The organism is Pseudozobellia sp. WGM2, from assembly GCF_017810075.1.
Taxonomy (GTDB): Bacteria; Bacteroidota; Bacteroidia; order Flavobacteriales; family Flavobacteriaceae; genus JADNYK01.
On the sequence record NZ_JADNYK010000001.1, the window covers coordinates 557,637 to 574,333 of the forward strand.

General features: G+C 36.9%; 12 protein-coding genes. 9 read left to right on the plus strand and 3 right to left on the minus strand.

Annotated features, from left to right (window positions below; genetic code table 11):
* Window positions 1-148: 148 nt before the first annotated feature.
* From IV512_RS02475 to IV512_RS02485, 3 genes are read left to right on the plus strand one after another with little or no spacing between them, the layout of a single operon-like run.
* The gene (locus tag IV512_RS02475; RefSeq protein WP_209400275.1) at window positions 149-1,504 is read left to right on the plus strand and encodes an NAD-dependent succinate-semialdehyde dehydrogenase; all 1,356 of its coding nucleotides are present in this window, start codon (window positions 149-151) and stop codon (window positions 1,502-1,504) included.
* 54 nt (window positions 1,505-1,558) lie between these two features.
* Entirely contained in the window at window positions 1,559-2,455 is an 897-nt protein-coding gene (locus IV512_RS02480) for a DUF72 domain-containing protein (RefSeq protein WP_209400276.1), read from the plus strand.
* A gap of 56 nt (window positions 2,456-2,511) precedes the next feature.
* Window positions 2,512-2,910 (plus strand): acyl-CoA thioesterase, encoded by a 399-nt coding sequence (locus IV512_RS02485; RefSeq protein ID WP_209400277.1) that lies wholly within the window; start codon window positions 2,512-2,514, stop codon window positions 2,908-2,910.
* 1 nt (window position 2,911) lies between these two features.
* On the opposite strand, the gene IV512_RS02490 is transcribed toward IV512_RS02485, so the two are convergent.
* Window positions 2,912-4,192 (minus strand): dipeptidase, encoded by a 1,281-nt coding sequence (locus IV512_RS02490; protein ID WP_209400279.1) that lies wholly within the window; start codon window positions 4,190-4,192, stop codon window positions 2,912-2,914.
* A gap of 197 nt (window positions 4,193-4,389) precedes the next feature.
* On the opposite strand from IV512_RS02490, the gene IV512_RS02495 reads away from it, so the two are divergent.
* From IV512_RS02495 to IV512_RS02520, 6 genes are read left to right on the plus strand one after another with little or no spacing between them, the layout of a single operon-like run.
* Window positions 4,390-5,148: a hypothetical protein gene (locus IV512_RS02495; protein WP_209400281.1), complete on the plus strand. Its 759-nt coding sequence runs from the start codon at window positions 4,390-4,392 to the stop codon at window positions 5,146-5,148.
* A 2-nt stretch (window positions 5,149-5,150) separates the two neighbouring features.
* Entirely contained in the window at window positions 5,151-5,522 is a 372-nt protein-coding gene (locus tag IV512_RS02500) for a PleD family two-component system response regulator (RefSeq protein ID WP_209400284.1), read from the plus strand.
* Between the two features lies 1 nt (window position 5,523).
* Entirely contained in the window at window positions 5,524-8,508 is a 2,985-nt protein-coding gene (locus IV512_RS02505) for a HEAT repeat domain-containing protein (protein ID WP_209400286.1), read from the plus strand.
* Window positions 8,501-9,931 (plus strand): glycosyltransferase, encoded by a 1,431-nt coding sequence (locus IV512_RS02510; RefSeq protein ID WP_209400288.1) that lies wholly within the window; start codon window positions 8,501-8,503, stop codon window positions 9,929-9,931. The genes IV512_RS02505 and IV512_RS02510 overlap by 8 nt, the downstream gene beginning before the upstream one ends.
* 8 nt (window positions 9,932-9,939) lie before the next feature.
* Window positions 9,940-12,312, plus strand: a complete 2,373-nt coding sequence (locus IV512_RS02515) for a sulfatase-like hydrolase/transferase (protein WP_209400289.1) — start codon at window positions 9,940-9,942, stop codon at window positions 12,310-12,312.
* Window positions 12,312-13,628 (plus strand): YaiO family outer membrane beta-barrel protein, encoded by a 1,317-nt coding sequence (locus tag IV512_RS02520; RefSeq protein WP_209400290.1) that lies wholly within the window; start codon window positions 12,312-12,314, stop codon window positions 13,626-13,628. Before IV512_RS02515 ends, IV512_RS02520 begins: the two co-directional genes overlap by 1 nt.
* Before the next feature lie 81 nt (window positions 13,629-13,709).
* On the opposite strand, the gene IV512_RS02525 is transcribed toward IV512_RS02520, so the two are convergent.
* Window positions 13,710-15,005 (minus strand): hypothetical protein, encoded by a 1,296-nt coding sequence (locus tag IV512_RS02525; protein ID WP_209400291.1) that lies wholly within the window; start codon window positions 15,003-15,005, stop codon window positions 13,710-13,712.
* A 717-nt stretch (window positions 15,006-15,722) separates the two neighbouring features.
* Window positions 15,723-16,586, minus strand: a complete 864-nt coding sequence (locus IV512_RS02530) for an RNA polymerase sigma factor RpoD/SigA (RefSeq protein WP_100868648.1) — start codon at window positions 16,584-16,586, stop codon at window positions 15,723-15,725.
* Window positions 16,587-16,697 lie beyond the last annotated feature (111 nt).

The following is a 16,697-nucleotide window of genomic DNA, read 5'->3' on the forward strand; positions in this document are numbered from 1 at the left end:
ATGAACATTTAGTTAAACTACAATGTATAAGAAGGAGAGCTCCGGTGACTTCAAAAGACAAAAATGTTAATGCGAAAGATTAATATCGTCTTATAAATCTTTTAGCTCTACTCATATATGCTTAGTTTTATTAAAATGATGAATTGAGATGAAAGAATCTATCAATCCTTACACAGGAGAGCATATTTATAAATTTAAAGAGTTGACTAAAAGAGAGTTAGGTGATAAAATCAAATTTGCCGACGAATGTTACTTGAAATGGAGGCAGACTTCGTTTGAGCACCGCTCCGATTTAATGTTAAAGGCAGCGAAAGAGCTTAGAACCAACCAGAAACTTTACGCAGAAACGATTACGCAAGAAATGGGTAAACCCATCAGCCAGGCGATGGCCGAAGTTGAAAAATGTGCTTGGGTCTGCGAGTATTATGCCGAAAATTCTAAAGACCAGTTACAAAATGAAGAAATTAAGACCGATGCAAATGAAAGCTATGTCAGTTTTGAACCTATTGGTGTTATTTTGGCGGTGATGCCATGGAATTATCCTTTTTGGCAAGTATTTCGATTTGCCGCACCGAATTTGATGGCGGGCAATGTAGGTATTCTAAAACATGCCTCAAATGTCATGAAATCGGCAGAGTTATTAGAGCAGGTATTTATCAATGCAGGTTTTCCCAAAGGTTGTTTTCAAAATTTGGTGATTGGTAGTGAAAAAATAGAATATGTTCTTCAAAATCCTTTGGTAAAGGCAGCTACACTAACTGGTAGCACTCCAGCCGGAGCATCGGTTGCATCGATTGCCGGAAAAGAAATAAAAAAGACCGTCTTAGAACTTGGGGGTAGCAATGCCCTTGTCGTTTTTGATGATGCAAACATCGATAGCTGTGTAGATACTTGTGTTCAGGCACGTTTTCAAAACACCGGGCAAAGTTGTATTGCAGGTAAGCGATTATTGGTTCATGAAAAAATTGCAAATGAATTTATAGAAAAATTTACTCTTAAAGTTCAGGAGCTAAAAAGTGGTGACCCGATGAACGAGGACTCTTACATTGGAGTATTAGCTAGAGAGGACCTCGCAGAAGATTTAGAGAAACAAGTTAACGAATCGGTGAAAATGGGTGCTGAGATTATCTTAGGAGGTAAGAGAAACGGTAATTATTTCGAACCTACAATTTTAACAGGGGTTACTTCAGATATGCCAGTTTTTAAAGAGGAAACTTTTGGCCCTGCAATTGGTATAACTACTTTTAAGACAGACGATGAGGCCGTAAGATTATCGAACAGCTCAGAATTCGGCTTAGGTGTTTCGATATTTACCCAAAGAATGGATAGGGTAAACAAATTGGTAAATGAATTTGATGAGGGCGCCCTTTTTGTCAATGAGCTAGTGAAGAGTGATCCAAGGCTTCCCTTTGGCGGAGTAAAAATATCAGGTTATGGTAGAGAGCTTTCAGCCCATGGTATTAAAGAGTTTATGAACAAAAAAACGGTTTACATCAATATTTGAATAAAAGAGCGTTATTTTTAAAGCTAAACTTCCTCAAAATCTAAAATAGAATTCATGAAATTCGGAAAGGTAGATAACCCGGAGAATATTGATTTTACAATACCTATAGATCACCCTGATACTTCGGTAGTATTGGCGAAGAGTGATAAAAAAACTCCCTTGAATGTATATGTAGGTTGTGCTAAATGGAATCGTCAAGACCTGAAAAATTTCTATCCAAGAGGTACCAAAGATGAACTCGTCTACTATTCGAGCCAGTTTAATTCAATTGAGTTAAATGCAACGTTTTATCGCATTTTCCCCGCAGAACAGTATGAGAAATGGTATGATAAAACCCCTGATAATTTTAAATTTTTTCCAAAGGTAGCCAATGACATTAGTCATTTGCGGCGTTTGAATGATGCGATATACCCCATAATTGATAGCTATTTAGATGTTACATCGAACTTAAAAGACAAGTTGGGAACTATTTTTCTTCAGATGCACAATAACTTTGGACCCAAAAACTGGGATAGGGTAGTAAAGTTTGTGGAGTATTGGCCGAAAGAGTTTTCACTTGCCATGGAGTTTCGACATACCGACTGGTTCAACGATGAAAATGTTGCCCAAGAGCTATATCATTTGCTAGAAGAGAACGGTATAGCGAATATTTTAGTCGATACCGCCGGTCGTAGAGATTTGATGCATATGAGATTGACCAATAATGAGGCCTTTGTTCGTTATGTGGGTGCTAATCATGAGAATGATTATGATCGGATCGATGAATGGATCGATAGATTAGAGGACTGGAAAAATCAAGGTTTACGAAACATTCATTTTTTTGTACATCAGAATTTAGAATTGGAATCTCCGTTAATTTCAGCTCGATTTATTGAGAAGTTGAATAAAAAATTGGATACAAATCTTAATATTCCGAAAACGCTGAACAAAACAAATGGTAAACTATTCTAAGGGCGTTATCTTAATTAATTTTGTAGTGTAAAAAATTCCCCTTAAAAAAGTAACTTATGAGATTTCATACAAGAAAATGGGTAAAACCGGAAGATTTAAATGCCAACGAAACCTTGTTTGGCGGGCGTGTTTTAGCTTGGATCGATGAAGAGGCAGCCTTGTACAGTATTATACAATTAGAGAACAAAAAGGTGGTTACCAAATATATGTCAGAAATCAATTTCATGAGTACGGCAGTGCAAGGCGATGTTGTAGAAATTGGTATTGAGGTGGTAAAATTCGGTAAATCATCATTAAACCTCAATTGCGAGGTTAGAAATAAGATGACAAGAGAGACCATTGTAACTGTTGATAACATAATTATGGTCAACTTGGGTGATAACGGTAAACCTAAACCTCACGGCAAGAAAAAAGTCGAATTTGTGAGAGACCGATTGGCTAATGCCGATGACTAAATCAATTGGCTTGGGCAAAGGCTTGAACTTCGTCGAGAACTCTTAACAGGTTTTCGCCCCATAATTTCGCGATTTCTTCTTCGGTATATCCTCTTTTTACGAGTTCAAGGGTTACATTGAAGGTTTCAGAGGCATCTCGCCAACCTTCAATTCCACCGCCGCCATCGAAATCAGAGCTGATGCCCACGTGGTCGATTCCTATCAGGTCGACCATATAGTCGATATGGTCTATAAAATCCGAAACATTAACGGCAGGTGGAGCACTAGCTAAGTCAGCAACCGTTTCTCGGGCTATTTTGACCACTTTTCTATAATTCTCGAATGCTTTCTTTTTTTCTTGATCGGTCATTGAAGAAAACTGTTGGCGTTCGTACCAAGGTATGTTTAAAGAGTCAGCTATTTTTTTACGGTAGGTTTTCATAAAATTACTACGTATAGAATCTTTTTTGCTATTTAGGTAAGAACTAAATGCAACGGTCTGAACCACACCACCATTTTTTTGTATAAGTTTTAGTTGTTGATCGTCAAGGTTTCTACTATGATCGCACAGGGCTCTAGCCGAAGAATGGGAAGCAATTATCGGAGTTTTTGAGAGACTCAACATCTGCAACATGGCTTCTCTCGAAGGATGAGATACATCAATCATTATACCTAGTCTATTCATCTCTTTCACAGCTTCTTCACCTAAGTTACTTAAACCATTATTAAGCCATTTGTCATCTTCTTCGCCTGTATGTGAATCACTAAATTGATTATGACCGTTATGGGCTAGAGAAACGTAACGGGCTCCCATTTCATGATATTTTTTGAAATTTGAAAGATTGTCTTTCATGGGGTAAGCGTTCTCAACGCCTATCATAGCTACTTTCTTTCCGGCTTTATGAATGCGTCGAACATCTTCTGATGTGAGCGCAAGTTCAATTTGCTCAGGTGCAAATTCTTCACATAATTTATGAATGGCTTCAAACTTACTTAAAGCATTATGCTCGGCTTTATCGTAGGCTTTACTTGTTAATGAGTCTTGGCCCGTATATACGATCAACCAAGTCACATCAAGACCTCCTTCTTGCATCTTTGGCAAATTAATTTGGGTCTCGAGACGTTGTGTGTAATTTTTTTCTGCAGTAAAGTTATTGATATTGATGTCGTTATGAGTGTCTATCTTAAGAATACTTTCATGTATTTGTTGAGCTTGTACTCGAAGTGATTTCTGTTCTTCTTTCTTGGTTTTTCCACAAGAAAGTATCGTTGCAAGGCAAAAAAGATAGATGAAATAGCGCATGTTGTAAGAATTTATACCTACAAATAAAGCATTTTGACAACATATATAGAACCCTAGGTAACATTTAATTGTCCGTACCTCGAATTATAGGGAATTTTATAATTGTAAACAGATAAGATTGCCGAAATGACAAAATAAACTCAGGCAAAATACCTGTTCGTTATTACAAATCAGGAATATTTAAAATCAATCCCAAATTGAAACCTAAAGACCTACTAAGTCAATTGACAGACTTCGAAAAAAAATTGACAGAATTTTCATTTAATAAACTAAATGCTGATGAAGCGGAATTTCTTAAATGCTCTTTTCTCTCGTTTAAAGCGAATCTTCTAGAAATAATGTCGCTTGAAAAATCAAGTGATCCACAATTTGTCAGAGGAAAAAAGTGTAGATCACAAAACTCAGAGAAATATGCTTTAGGTGAAAATTGGTTCATAGCCGATAGCTATATTAAAATCTACGATGAAGTTATTGATCATCATGAATCATATGATACGCTGCTCAAATCTTTAAACATAGAACCTGCCATGAAAAGCCAACTTTATACCTCTACATTATTTGAGAATACTACTTCGACTGCAACAGTTGAAAAACAAATTTTGAATCTTCAATTGTTGTTAGATGACGAATGTACCGGAGAAATAGAACTTTTAGAAGAACTGTTATTCATTTATGAAAGAAACGCATTAGAATTTATTGGCATGGCCAAGCTACATATTCAAAATGAGAATTATGCTGAATTAGCCTTTGTGGCTCATAAAATTAAGACAGGCCTTGCTATGTTAGATACGAATGACCTGCATTCGATTATTTTACAGATAGAACAAGTTTGTATTACGGATAAAGACCCGAAACATCTGCAATTTCTGTGTGATTGCTTTGCGCAAGAATATCCTATAGTAAAAGAAACATTGAAATTAGCTTTCGACAAATTGAAAAATACAAACGATTTATAGCCATGGGCAAAGCAAAACTTTTATTAGCGGAAGATGATGATTTGTTGGCTGCCCTCCTCAATTTTAGATTGAAAAAAGGCGGGTATGAAGTTACTCACAGCAGCGATGGTAAACAGGTTAAAGAATTTTTGTCACAAACCATGCCTGATATTATTGTTAGCGATATAATGATGCCTTATTTCTCAGGAATAGAGCTAATATCTTATGTAAGAAAGGAGCTTAATTCTAATGTGCCCATTATAATAATTTCTTCGGCAGGCAATGAAGAGAACGTACTAAATGCCTTTGAATTAGGTGCCAACGATTTTATCTCTAAACCAGTAAACCCTACAGAATTATTGGTTAGGGTAGGTAGAGAGTTAAACAAAAACTAATGTGCTGATAGCAAGTATTAAATATAAAATGCCCCCATTGATAACCGCACCAAGAATCGATATTGATTTACTGTGGATGTTGACCTTTGTTTTTATTGGGTTGGCGGTAATATACTTGATCTCTGTGTTCGTGTTTAGAAATAATATATCCTCTACATCTGCCAAAACAAAAAATAGAAAGAAAGAATTATCGCCCATGGTGAGCGAATTTTTGTTCTATGATGAAAATTCAGATAAATCGGAAAAATCGAACTATATCGATTTGAAGATTCAAATTCGTGAACTCATCAAAGATAAGTTTAATCGCAAGGTACTGACCGAGGTGTTATTAGACTTGCGCAAAGATGTATCAGGAGACACCAAGCAAAGGTTGTTTAAGCTATATCAAGATTTAGGTTTAGAAAAAGATGCCTTTGATAAATTAGATAGTTGGCGATGGGAAGTTGTTTCGAAAGGGATTTCACAACTAACGCAAATGCACGTAGAGCCTGCGTACGGCTTCATAACAAAATTTATCAACGATAGAAGGTCTACGGTTCGAAAGCAAGCAGAGATTGCTACGGTCACTTTGAAGTCAGAAGGAATCAATTATTTTTTAGATACTACGAGGTATAAAATATCGGAATGGCAACAGTTAAAATTGCTCGATGTACTAAGAAATCGTGAAGCATTCGACCCTCCGCGGTTTAAGTTCTGGTTGACATCTACCAATAAACATGTGGTTTTATTCGCTCTTCGTCTTATAAAATATTACAATCAGAACGATGCTAACACTTCATTGATCGAACTTGTGAAACACAAAAACAATCATATCAAACTTGAGGCCATCGGTTGTATCAAAGAATTCTACGTTGTCGAGGCCCTGCCCGTTTTAAAGCAGGTTCTGGCAAAATGCAATGTCGATATTAAGATTGCAATCTTAGACGTCATCGGTGAATTGGGAGAGGAGAAGGATATTGATTTTTTAAATAGTGTAGCACAACGTGAGGGCAATTTTGCAGTAAAAAGTAAAGCTATGGCCGCTATGAACATGATTGTTCCTGAGACTGTGATGCCTACCGAAGGTATTGACAATAGGGGCATTGAAATAGAAGAGGTTCAGATACAAAAACAAATTACAGAACCCATTGTTGAGATTTCTGAAAATGGTTCTGTTGAAAATTCAGTAGAAAGTGATATAGATATATTCATTAATACGAGTAATGAACAAGAGGTCTTACCAGAAGAAAAGGAAACCATGGGTGAGACACCTAAACCTATAGAAGATGATTCTGACCCCATAGTTCAAGAAACCAACAAAATACATAATGAAGAAGAAGCTCATAATACTGAAGTAAAAGAAGAGCAGGTTGATTTAGAGACTTGTGAAATTTTAGATGTTAACGAAGATGTGAGTGCCGACGCTACTATAGAGAGCCAATCATTATTTGATAATTTGGCTGCATTCGTTGCAAACGAAATACCCTTGACAGAGAAATTATCTGAAGAGGTTTTGCCCAATATTTCCTTTCTCAGTGTTCAAGGGGAGGCTGAAAAGCCTTGTGAAACTGTCGAAAACCTATTTAAAATTAAATCCCACATTGATGCGGATGCAGTTTTGGCATCTACCAAAGCTCAACCGCCTTTATATATAGAGTTCTTACCGTTAGTAATTCTAAATAATGGGAAGAAACATCCACAGCCAAAAAACGTAAATACCATGAAAGACTCTAAAGCTCCTGACCCTGGCATACTTAAAATGGAAGTAGAATTTGAAGAAGTAAAGGTGCCTATAGTTTATGATTCAAAAAAAGAACCACCCTTGTTCGATATCCAAAAGATAGGTTTCTTACCTGTGGTAACAGAAGGTGAAGAAAAGCAGGAATTTGGCCCTGATGTTGATGATTGCCGATTAGTAAGTGATATTGAAGAATTAGGTTTTTTACCAATAGTAACAGATGCTGAAAGAAAAATTGAAGATGTTGGCGCTAATGATGAGTCCGGTGAATCTGATGTTATCGAAGAATTAGAAGGCTTTGTTTTAAATGATTTCGAAGTCGATTTTGAAAGAACTGAAAATACGGTCAGCCAAGAAAATATAGAGTTTGAACTCGATGACGAAGCATTTGTAAATGTTGATGGAGAGGGTTATGGTGAAGATGTGATTACTTGGTTATTGACACAAAACGGTGTTGAAGAAATTGAGGTGGAATTTGAGGAAGTTTCAAAAGATTCAGAAAATATAGAGGACTTGATTCCAGAACCGGTCTATTACAATGAACATGAAGCATATATGATGGGGCTTCTTGATGATTTAGAAGAAATGGGTGATCATAGGGAAATTGCATTGTTAGAAGAGTTACTAGAGGCGGAAAACAAAGGTTTCATCAAAGATAGAATACTACATATGATAGAAATTTTTTCTAAACAACGAGATGGTCATATTGCACTTCGCAAAAGTCACATTGAAGAATTAGACCTACCGAGTTTTAGCGTTTTTGCCGACCTGTTTAAGAGTATCGATCGTGAATCTAAGCTAATACTTCTTGAAGAAATTGTGATTGTAGGCGATGAAAAAGAAATTCAATTTTTAGATGGTCTGCTCGAAGACCCCGATACCGAAATAAGAATAAAAGCTCAAAGTGCGTTAAAATTGTTGGTGGCCAAGGTTGCAGAAAATGAAGAGACTAAAAAAGATAAAAAAAAAGAAGACGACACTAAATTGACCAAAGCACTTTTTGACGATCAAATGGCCAAAGAGAATCCTGAGGTTCAGTATACTGAAGATGAGTTTCATCAACTTTTGAATGAGGTTGATATAGAACCTTCGCTAGACCCCGAAATATTTGACATCGATTTTGAACTATCGGAAGTTTTGGATAAGACCTACGATAAAGAGGTATTGAATTTACCGGTCATCGCTACTGAAGTATCACCGAACGGTGCTTCCTTCTTATTTCAGCTCTACAATTTTCCTAAAAACATCTTCGGAAAATTGAATGGATAGCACATTATTCGATATCATTCTTGAATACATAAACATTGTTTTTCTAGTGTTTACGGTAGTGCTGTTTACGCTATTTACAATTATGGGGTATTTATCTACTCGAAATTCCCTTCACTACAGAAAGAAAAATAGTTTTGGCGACTTGTCAAAAATCATGGCGTCTCCATTATCTCCAAGTATTACAATTATTGCCCCAGCCTATAACGAGGGGCTTACCATAGTTGAAAATATAAGATCTCTCATGTCACTTCGCTATGTGAATTATGAGGTGATGGTAGTAAACGATGGAAGCAAAGACGATACGTTGCAAAAAATGATCGATGCTTATGATCTTATAAAAATAGATTTTGAAATCGACCCGGATTGGAGAAGCAAACCGATACGAGGGGTTTATAAATCACCACATCGGGCCTTTTCTAAGCTAACTGTGATCGATAAAGAAAACGGGGGCAAGTCAGATGCTCTTAATACGGGCATGTCACTCTCTACCAGCCGGTATGTTGGGTGTATCGATGTTGATTGTCTATTGTTACCTGACGCGCTTTTGCATGTGGTCAAGTCATTTTACCAGCGTTCAGAAAAGAGGGTTATTGCTGTTGGAGGTGTAATTCGGGTAGCAAATTCATGCATTATTGAAGGTGGACAACTTGAGGAAATTAGACTACCTAAGAATTGGTTGGCTCGGTTTCAGTTATTGGAATATACTCGGTCTTTCATCTTGGGGCGAATGGCCTGGGGCCGTATAGACAGTCTCTTGATTATTTCAGGAGCTTTTGGCTTTTTTGATCGCGAAATTGCCCTTGCAGTAGGTGGATATGACACCGGTACGGTAGGGGAGGACATGGAAATTGTTTTTAAGATGCGACGGCACATGCACGATTTGCGCGAGCCCTACACCATCGAATACATACCAGATCCCTTGTGTTGGACGGAAGTACCAGAAGATTTAAAGATTTTGGTCAATCAACGTGATCGATGGGCTAGGGGCAACTTAGAGACCCTGTTTAAGCACAAAGACATGTTCTTTAATTCAAAATATGGTCGTCTCGGCTTGTTAAGCTATCCCTATTGGTTCTTTTATGAATGGCTAGCGCCCCTAATGGAGTTTTTTGGCTTCTTCACAATTGTTTTGTTCATCTATTTGGGCATATTGAACTGGGATTTCTTCATAGCTATTACTACAATGGTTTACGTGTTTTCGGTCATGTTTTCCTTTTATGCCATTCTTTGGGATGTGTACAGTTACAATGAATATAAAAAAACAAAGGATATTTTGATTCTAATGTTCTGTGCGATTATAGAGCCATTGGCGTTTCACCCAATTGTAGTATGGTCCGCAGTTCGAGGAAACTATAAAAAATTATTCAAGATAAAGTCTGGTTGGGGATCGCAGGTCAGAAAAGGATTTGCCAAAGCCACCTAAAATTAAAAATGAATACCAGTACGATAGATCGTTATAGCTTAAAGCATTACACCCGATTGATTATCTCTTTCTTCGGTAGTCTTTTAGTGCTGACTACCTATCAATATGTAACCCTTTATTTCAAGGGTGTAGTCGACATCATATTTGGTACTAGTTTTCTTATTGCTGCCGTTCATCAAATCGGTTTCGCCTCTTTAGTTGGGGTTTTACTGGTTTTTCCATTTAATTTTTGGGAGAACTTAAGACCTAAATATGGCTTCAATTTGATCTTCGTTTTTTTAATTGTGTTATTGATTATAGAAGCTATGCTGATCAGCTACTTCTGTACCGCTCTCGTTCCGCTTGGGTCAGATTTATTGGGCTACAGTTTAGAAGACATAAAGATCACCATTACCAATTCTGGGGGAATTTCATACTCCATTTTTATTGGCTTTTTCGTAATCATATCACTTTTTTATGGTCTTTATAAAGTAACCTCAAAACATTACCATTATATCAGTAAGATGTACCCGTTTACCATCATACTTTTCAGCATGTTCATTATGACCATGTTCATAGAGGGTAAGCCCATCAACCACAACAAAACCCAGTATTTAGCATTAAATATTTATGACACCTCTACCGAAGATACATCCTATGATTCTAGTATAGAGTTTCCGTTAATTAAAACACAAAAGACGGAAAATGTTCTTGCGCCGTACTTTAATTTGAAAGAAGAAAAACCCAATATCGTATTTATTATGGTAGAAGGTTTGGGTAGAGATTTTGTCGGTGAAGGTGCCGAATTCGGTGGTTTCACTCCATTTTTAGATGAGTTGACCACTAGATCGCTGTACTGGGAAAATTGTTTGAGCAATACCGGTCGAACTTTTGGAGTACTTCCCTCTTTAATGGGTTCGTTACCTTTTGGTAAAAGCGGATTTATGGAATTGGAAAAGTATCCGAATAAATTAACCCTTTACGGAATTTTAAAAAATAATGACTACCATACTTCCTTTTATCAAGGTACCAATAGTGCTTTTGATAATGTAGATCGATTTTTGAATAGTGAGAATGTCGATTTTATTCTCGACAAATCGGGTTTTGGCAGTAAATATACCATGCAGGCCGAAGATGCCGCAGGTTCTTCTTGGGGCTATCCTGATAAAGAACTTTTCAAAAAAAGTATGAGTCTTCCTAGAGATAATACGAAACCGCGAATGGAAGTTTATATGACCATCAGTACCCATGAACCCTTTATTCCACCTAAACCGGAAGTATACGAGAAGAAAGTAAGTACAGTATTGGCAACCGGTGTTCATGAAGGCAAAACAAAGAAAATTATAGAAAAGAACAGTAATGTTTTTGCCACATTGATGTATACCGACGAGGCTATTGAATATGCTTTTGAAGCTTATAAGAAACAACCCGGTTATGAGAACACCATTTTTATAATTACCGGAGACCACCGCCTTATACCTATACCGCAACGTAATGATTTGAGCCGTTTTCATGTGCCCTTGATTGTTTATAGCCCGATGCTCAAAGAATCTCGAAAAATGAGTGCCCTTAATTCCCATTACGATGTAACACCAAGTTTGTTGGCCTTGCTTGAGACCAAATATGAATTGAAAATGCCCAAAAAAGTGGCTTGGCTGGGCGATGGTCTCGATATGAACGTTGCTTTTAGGGCCGAAAAAGACATTCCTCTAATGCGTAATAAAAACGAATTGAAAGAATATATAAGTGGAGATAAGCTGTATTCGGACGGGGAGATTTATGAGATTGATGAAAATATGAATTTAAGCTCGAGCTTTACGGGTTCTTCGGTCGAATCAAAACTACAATCGTTTAAATCTATGAACGCTTATGTAACGGCCAACAACAAAATTATACCTGATAGCTTGGCGATATACAGCGTTCAAAAAGAGAAATTTACTGACAGTGAAATTATTTGGATAAATAGTGTCTATAGCGGTGAAAATTTTGATAAGGTATATATGAAAGCCAGAGCTTTAGCGTTTAAAAAAGAATACGATAAGGCTATTCTGTTATGCAGGTATATTTTATCTGAATCTCCGAGCCATATCGATACTAAGGTGTTAATGGGCCGAACCAGTGTATGGAGCGGTGATTACCCAAGTGCTATCGAGATTTTGAAAGATTGTATTAAAATGAACCCCAATTATATTGATTCTTATTCGGCTCTTTTCGATGTGTATTTCTGGTCTGGTAGAACAAAAGAAGCATTGGAATTGGTTCATCAAGTACAGGAAAATAGCTCTAGCGCCCATGAAATTAATGACAAAATCGATAGGGCAAAAAGTGAGGCTCGTAAAGTGGGCTTGGTTATAAATACCAGAAAATCTAAAAATGGTCTTGCTGCTGCCACCAGAGAATAATGGTAAATAAATATTACATATCATTGGTTTTTTTGTTTCTGACCAGTTTTGGTAGAGGTCAAGACATGGCTCATAACGACGGTTTTGAGTCTACTTATCAAAAAGCCTATGATCTTGTTTACCAAGGCAAACACTCTTCGGCCAAGACTTTATTATTGGGGCTTGTCGATAATAGGCCCGATCATATAGATGCTAGGTCTTTATTAGCGAATACGTATAGTTGGGAGGGTCGATATGTTCAGGCTAGAAATGAATTCAATACCATTACTTCTAAAGAACGAACCGATAGAAAAATTTGGGCAGCAGCGATAAAAAATGAATTATATGCCAAGAATAATAGCTTGGCTTTGGGTCTCGCTAACAAGGCATTGTCATATATCGATTCTGATAGCGAAATTGAACGCTTGAAGAAAATTGCATTCGATCGAATCAATGGAAAGAACTACTCTGATGAGGGTTGGTATAATCAAGAAACAGGCGGCCCAAGTTCGACTAAAAGTTCAGAGCGCAATACAGAAGTAGCGATAGCCGAAGAAAATGATAAGGTAGATATTAAACCCAAAAGTCCTGTAGATACAGAGGTCTCAAATAATAGGGTAGATGTGAGAAATGCGGTAACCGTATTCGATCAGCGTTACGATCCCATGATTTATTCAAGCATCTCTTATAAACGTCAGACCCTTGCCGGTAGCATTATTCCTAGATTGAACTATAGTAATCGATTGGGTAAGAACGGACTCCAATACGACTTAGACTTTTATCCGAAATTCTCTAAACGCTTTTATGCCTACTTGAATTACGGATACTCTGACTCGAGTATTTACCCGAAGCATAAATTCGGCGGTGACCTTTACGCCAACCTACCTGGGGCTATTGAATTTTCTGCGGGCGGAAGGCACATCGTGTTAGACACTAAAAATGTGTCTGTCATCACTAACTCGATAGGGCATTATAGGGGTAATTATTATTTTTCTCTTCGTTCTTATATTACACCACAACCTGATAACCTCACGCGATTTTCAGGAAATCTTTTGGTACGTAAATATCTTAAGGATGCTGAAAACTATTTCGGTGTGAACGTTGGTATGGGGTATTCACCAGAGCTGCGACAGATTATTTCTGGGGATGAGTTACTTGCGGAAACCTTACTTTATGTTGAATCACAAAGGTTAAGTTTAGAATATCAATTCACCGGAAAGAACAGTCAAAACGCTTATCGCGCAAATATTGGAGCTACAAGACAAGAGCTCGCTTTCTCTGCAGGAAGTTTTTTCTACGGCATCTCGGCGGGTATTACTTATCAAGTGAAATTTTAAAGCAGCAGAATTAATTTTCTGCCCCGTTATACTTTCATGTCACTACTATGATATGGAATAAGCATTTAAAGGAATAGATAACTATCTTGATGATTTAGAAGCTTCAAATTCATCAAACACCCATTTATCGGCATACATACCATAAACTAGGCCCAATTCATTATCGTACACGTATTTTTCATCTTTGCCAGGATCAAAATTAACATTGTATACATAAACCTTTATACCCTGTTCTTTAAGCCGTAGCATTAGTTTGGTCTTGCCTGAAATAATGCGACGAGAAACCGCCACATATTTTATATTGTTAATAGCCAAGTAATCTATTTTATCACCTTTAATTTGCAATAATGGGTCTTGAGATATCATGGTCTGAATACCATGGGCAGCAGCTTCCTCAATGGCCATTTGACTAAACAGTTCCATAATCAATCTGGTCTTATCTACGAATGCTTCCGCAAAAGCAATAGGGTCATTGACTTTGTCGGTAACCAAAATAGCATCGGGATGGTTCTGAAACCATGTATTTATTCCATCCATATCTAAAGTATGGTAATCACCATAAATCTTATGTTTTTTAAATTCAGCTAGAGTAGGGGGCAAAGCTCCACTATAATCAGTGAAACGTGCCCACATTTTCCAGTCGTGTGCCGCCACAAGTTTTTTATCAGCTGTTTCGATAATATCAAGCTCAAATAATCGAAACCCATTTTTGTAATTTAAATCTAGGGCGTCTTTAGAATTTGTTGATTTCACACCGTTGATTTCTCCACCTGCGTGAGCGATGTATCTATTGTTGTTCGGTTCGAACTCATACCTCACTTTGGGAAAGAAAATATTCGAATCTGATATATTCTGAGGGATGGAAAGCGTCAAGGTAACTTCAACATCATCAATACTTTCAAAAATATCACCATTAAAATTATGCATGATATACGCTTGTCTTCCTTTAATACCTGTTAATAGGGGTAATCCACTACCTTTTAATTCTTTAGAGCTATTTAGTAAAGTATTTGCGGCGGAGTCATGCGCCAAAATGGTAAAGAATGCTTTTTTTTCTATCAGACTTTCAATCACATCAATTGCCTGTTCGCAAGCCTCTGTACTTGAATAGGTATCGAAGGTTTTATATTCATATTTCAGAGAAGTATTGAAGTGGATAATTGTTAGACCTCTTTCTATTTGTTCAGAAACACCAGATATAACGAACGCACTTCGTTTTTTTGCATTGAAACTATAGCTTTTCAGTTCTATGGTATTATTTATGTCTTCAGTTATAGGTACTGGTGCCCCCAACACATGTAAGGTCATTAGTAGTGCAAATACATTAGTAAACCTTTTTAATAAGGTTTTTAATGATAGTCTGGAATGAGTTTTCATCGTTAACCGGTTTTATGCCTTTTACATTACAGGCAAGTAGTTATAAAACGGCCCAGGCTACTCGTTATTGTTAGAGTCTCCTATTTGAAAGCTATAAGTAATCGACGAATTTGATTCAACTTTCAACACGTGAATATTTTCAGTCACCACTATAATGTATAATACTGTTCTCTAGTATTAATCGTGGTAGAAGACGAATTAACCGGTAAAGAGCACATTCAAAGAAGATTAAGCATACACCTTTACATAATTTCTAGGTTTTACAACAAAAAAAGCTGCTTACACCACAATTTGTTGTCGCCCCAAAAGTATATCAATAGTTTTACTATATAAATAAAGCGACCCAAATCGCTAACGTATAAAAAAGTCTAACTTAACCTATATCATCATGCTTTACGATACTTACGGAGAAGAGTACCTTTCTTTCTTACAAGAGCTAAACGAAATTTTAAGTGTAAACGAATTGGTAGAATTGGATTATATGTAATCCGCTATCGAAAAGTCCCCAATCTTAATTTTTTAAAACCTACTACTATGGCAAATCATAATCCAGACAATGCTGCTTACATGATTTTTATCGAAAGTCTAAATGAGATTCTTAAAAGTCAAGAAATAAGCAAATTAAATTATTCTTAGTGTTTTTAGTTAATTAGTTGTACATAAAAAGGCCTCAACATCAAATGTTGAGGCCTTTTTAAATATTAATAACAAACTGGGTTATCCTAAATAGGTCTTCAGCAGTTTACTTCTTGAATTATGTCTCAATTTACGAATTGCCTTTTCACGAATCTGTCTGACACGTTCTCTTGTCAAGTCAAAAGTCTGACCTATTTCAGCTAACGTCATCGATTGTTGGTCACCAATACCGTAATAAAGTTTAACTACGTCAGCCTCTCGCGGTGATAATGTTTCTAGCGCGCGGTTAATTTCCGTATTCAGAGACTGTTGCATTAAAATCTTATCGGGCCGCGGAGATTCACCTGAACGCAGAACATCGTATAAGTTAGAGTCTTCACCCTCGCGTAATGGCGCATCCATAGAGACATGTCTCCCTGAATTCTTTATCGATTGTTTTACCTCGCTTACGGTCATCTCCAATTCTTTGGCAATTTCCTCGGCGGAAGGCGGGCGCTCATGAGCTTGCTCTAAATAAGAAAAGGTCTTTTTGATTTTGTTGATCGAACCAATCTTGTTCAAAGGAAGTCTAACTACACGAGATTGTTCGGCAAGTGCCTGAAGTATAGATTGACGGATCCACCAGACGGCATAAGAGATGAACTTGAACCCCCTAGTTTCGTCGAAACGTTTCGCAGCTTTGACTAGACCTAAATTACCTTCATTAATTAAATCGGGTAATTTTAGACCTTGATTTTGATATTGTTTTGCAACAGAAACTACAAATCGTAAGTTTGCAGTGGTCAACCTCTCTAATGCCACTTGGTCTCCGGCACGTATTCTCTGTGCTAATTCAACCTCTTCGGCCGCATTGATCAGGTCTATTTTACTGATATCTTGCAAGTATTTGTCCAATGATTTTGATTCCCGGTTGGTTACCTGCTTGATAATCTTAAGTTGCCTCATATATATTGCTTATGTTTATAATTACTACAAGTTCTCATTATACATTTTTATTACGTCTTTTCCAAAGACTTGTCAGTAATCTTATACATAATTTATGAGAAGTTTAAGATT

Coding starts and splice junctions, on each gene's coding strand:
- IV512_RS02510 (WP_209400288.1), top strand. CDS start 8,501: ATGGATAGCACATTATTCGATATCATTCTTGAATACATAAACATTGTT.
- IV512_RS02525 (WP_209400291.1), bottom strand. CDS start 15,005: ATGAAAACTCATTCCAGACTATCATTAAAAACCTTATTAAAAAGGTTT.
- IV512_RS02490 (WP_209400279.1), bottom strand. CDS start 4,192: ATGCGCTATTTCATCTATCTTTTTTGCCTTGCAACGATACTTTCTTGT.
- IV512_RS02485 (WP_209400277.1), top strand. CDS start 2,512: ATGAGATTTCATACAAGAAAATGGGTAAAACCGGAAGATTTAAATGCC.
- IV512_RS02480 (WP_209400276.1), top strand. CDS start 1,559: ATGAAATTCGGAAAGGTAGATAACCCGGAGAATATTGATTTTACAATA.
- IV512_RS02475 (WP_209400275.1), top strand. CDS start 149: ATGAAAGAATCTATCAATCCTTACACAGGAGAGCATATTTATAAATTT.
- IV512_RS02530 (WP_100868648.1), bottom strand. CDS start 16,586: ATGAGGCAACTTAAGATTATCAAGCAGGTAACCAACCGGGAATCAAAA.
- IV512_RS02520 (WP_209400290.1), top strand. CDS start 12,312: ATGGTAAATAAATATTACATATCATTGGTTTTTTTGTTTCTGACCAGT.
- IV512_RS02500 (WP_209400284.1), top strand. CDS start 5,151: ATGGGCAAAGCAAAACTTTTATTAGCGGAAGATGATGATTTGTTGGCT.
- IV512_RS02515 (WP_209400289.1), top strand. CDS start 9,940: ATGAATACCAGTACGATAGATCGTTATAGCTTAAAGCATTACACCCGA.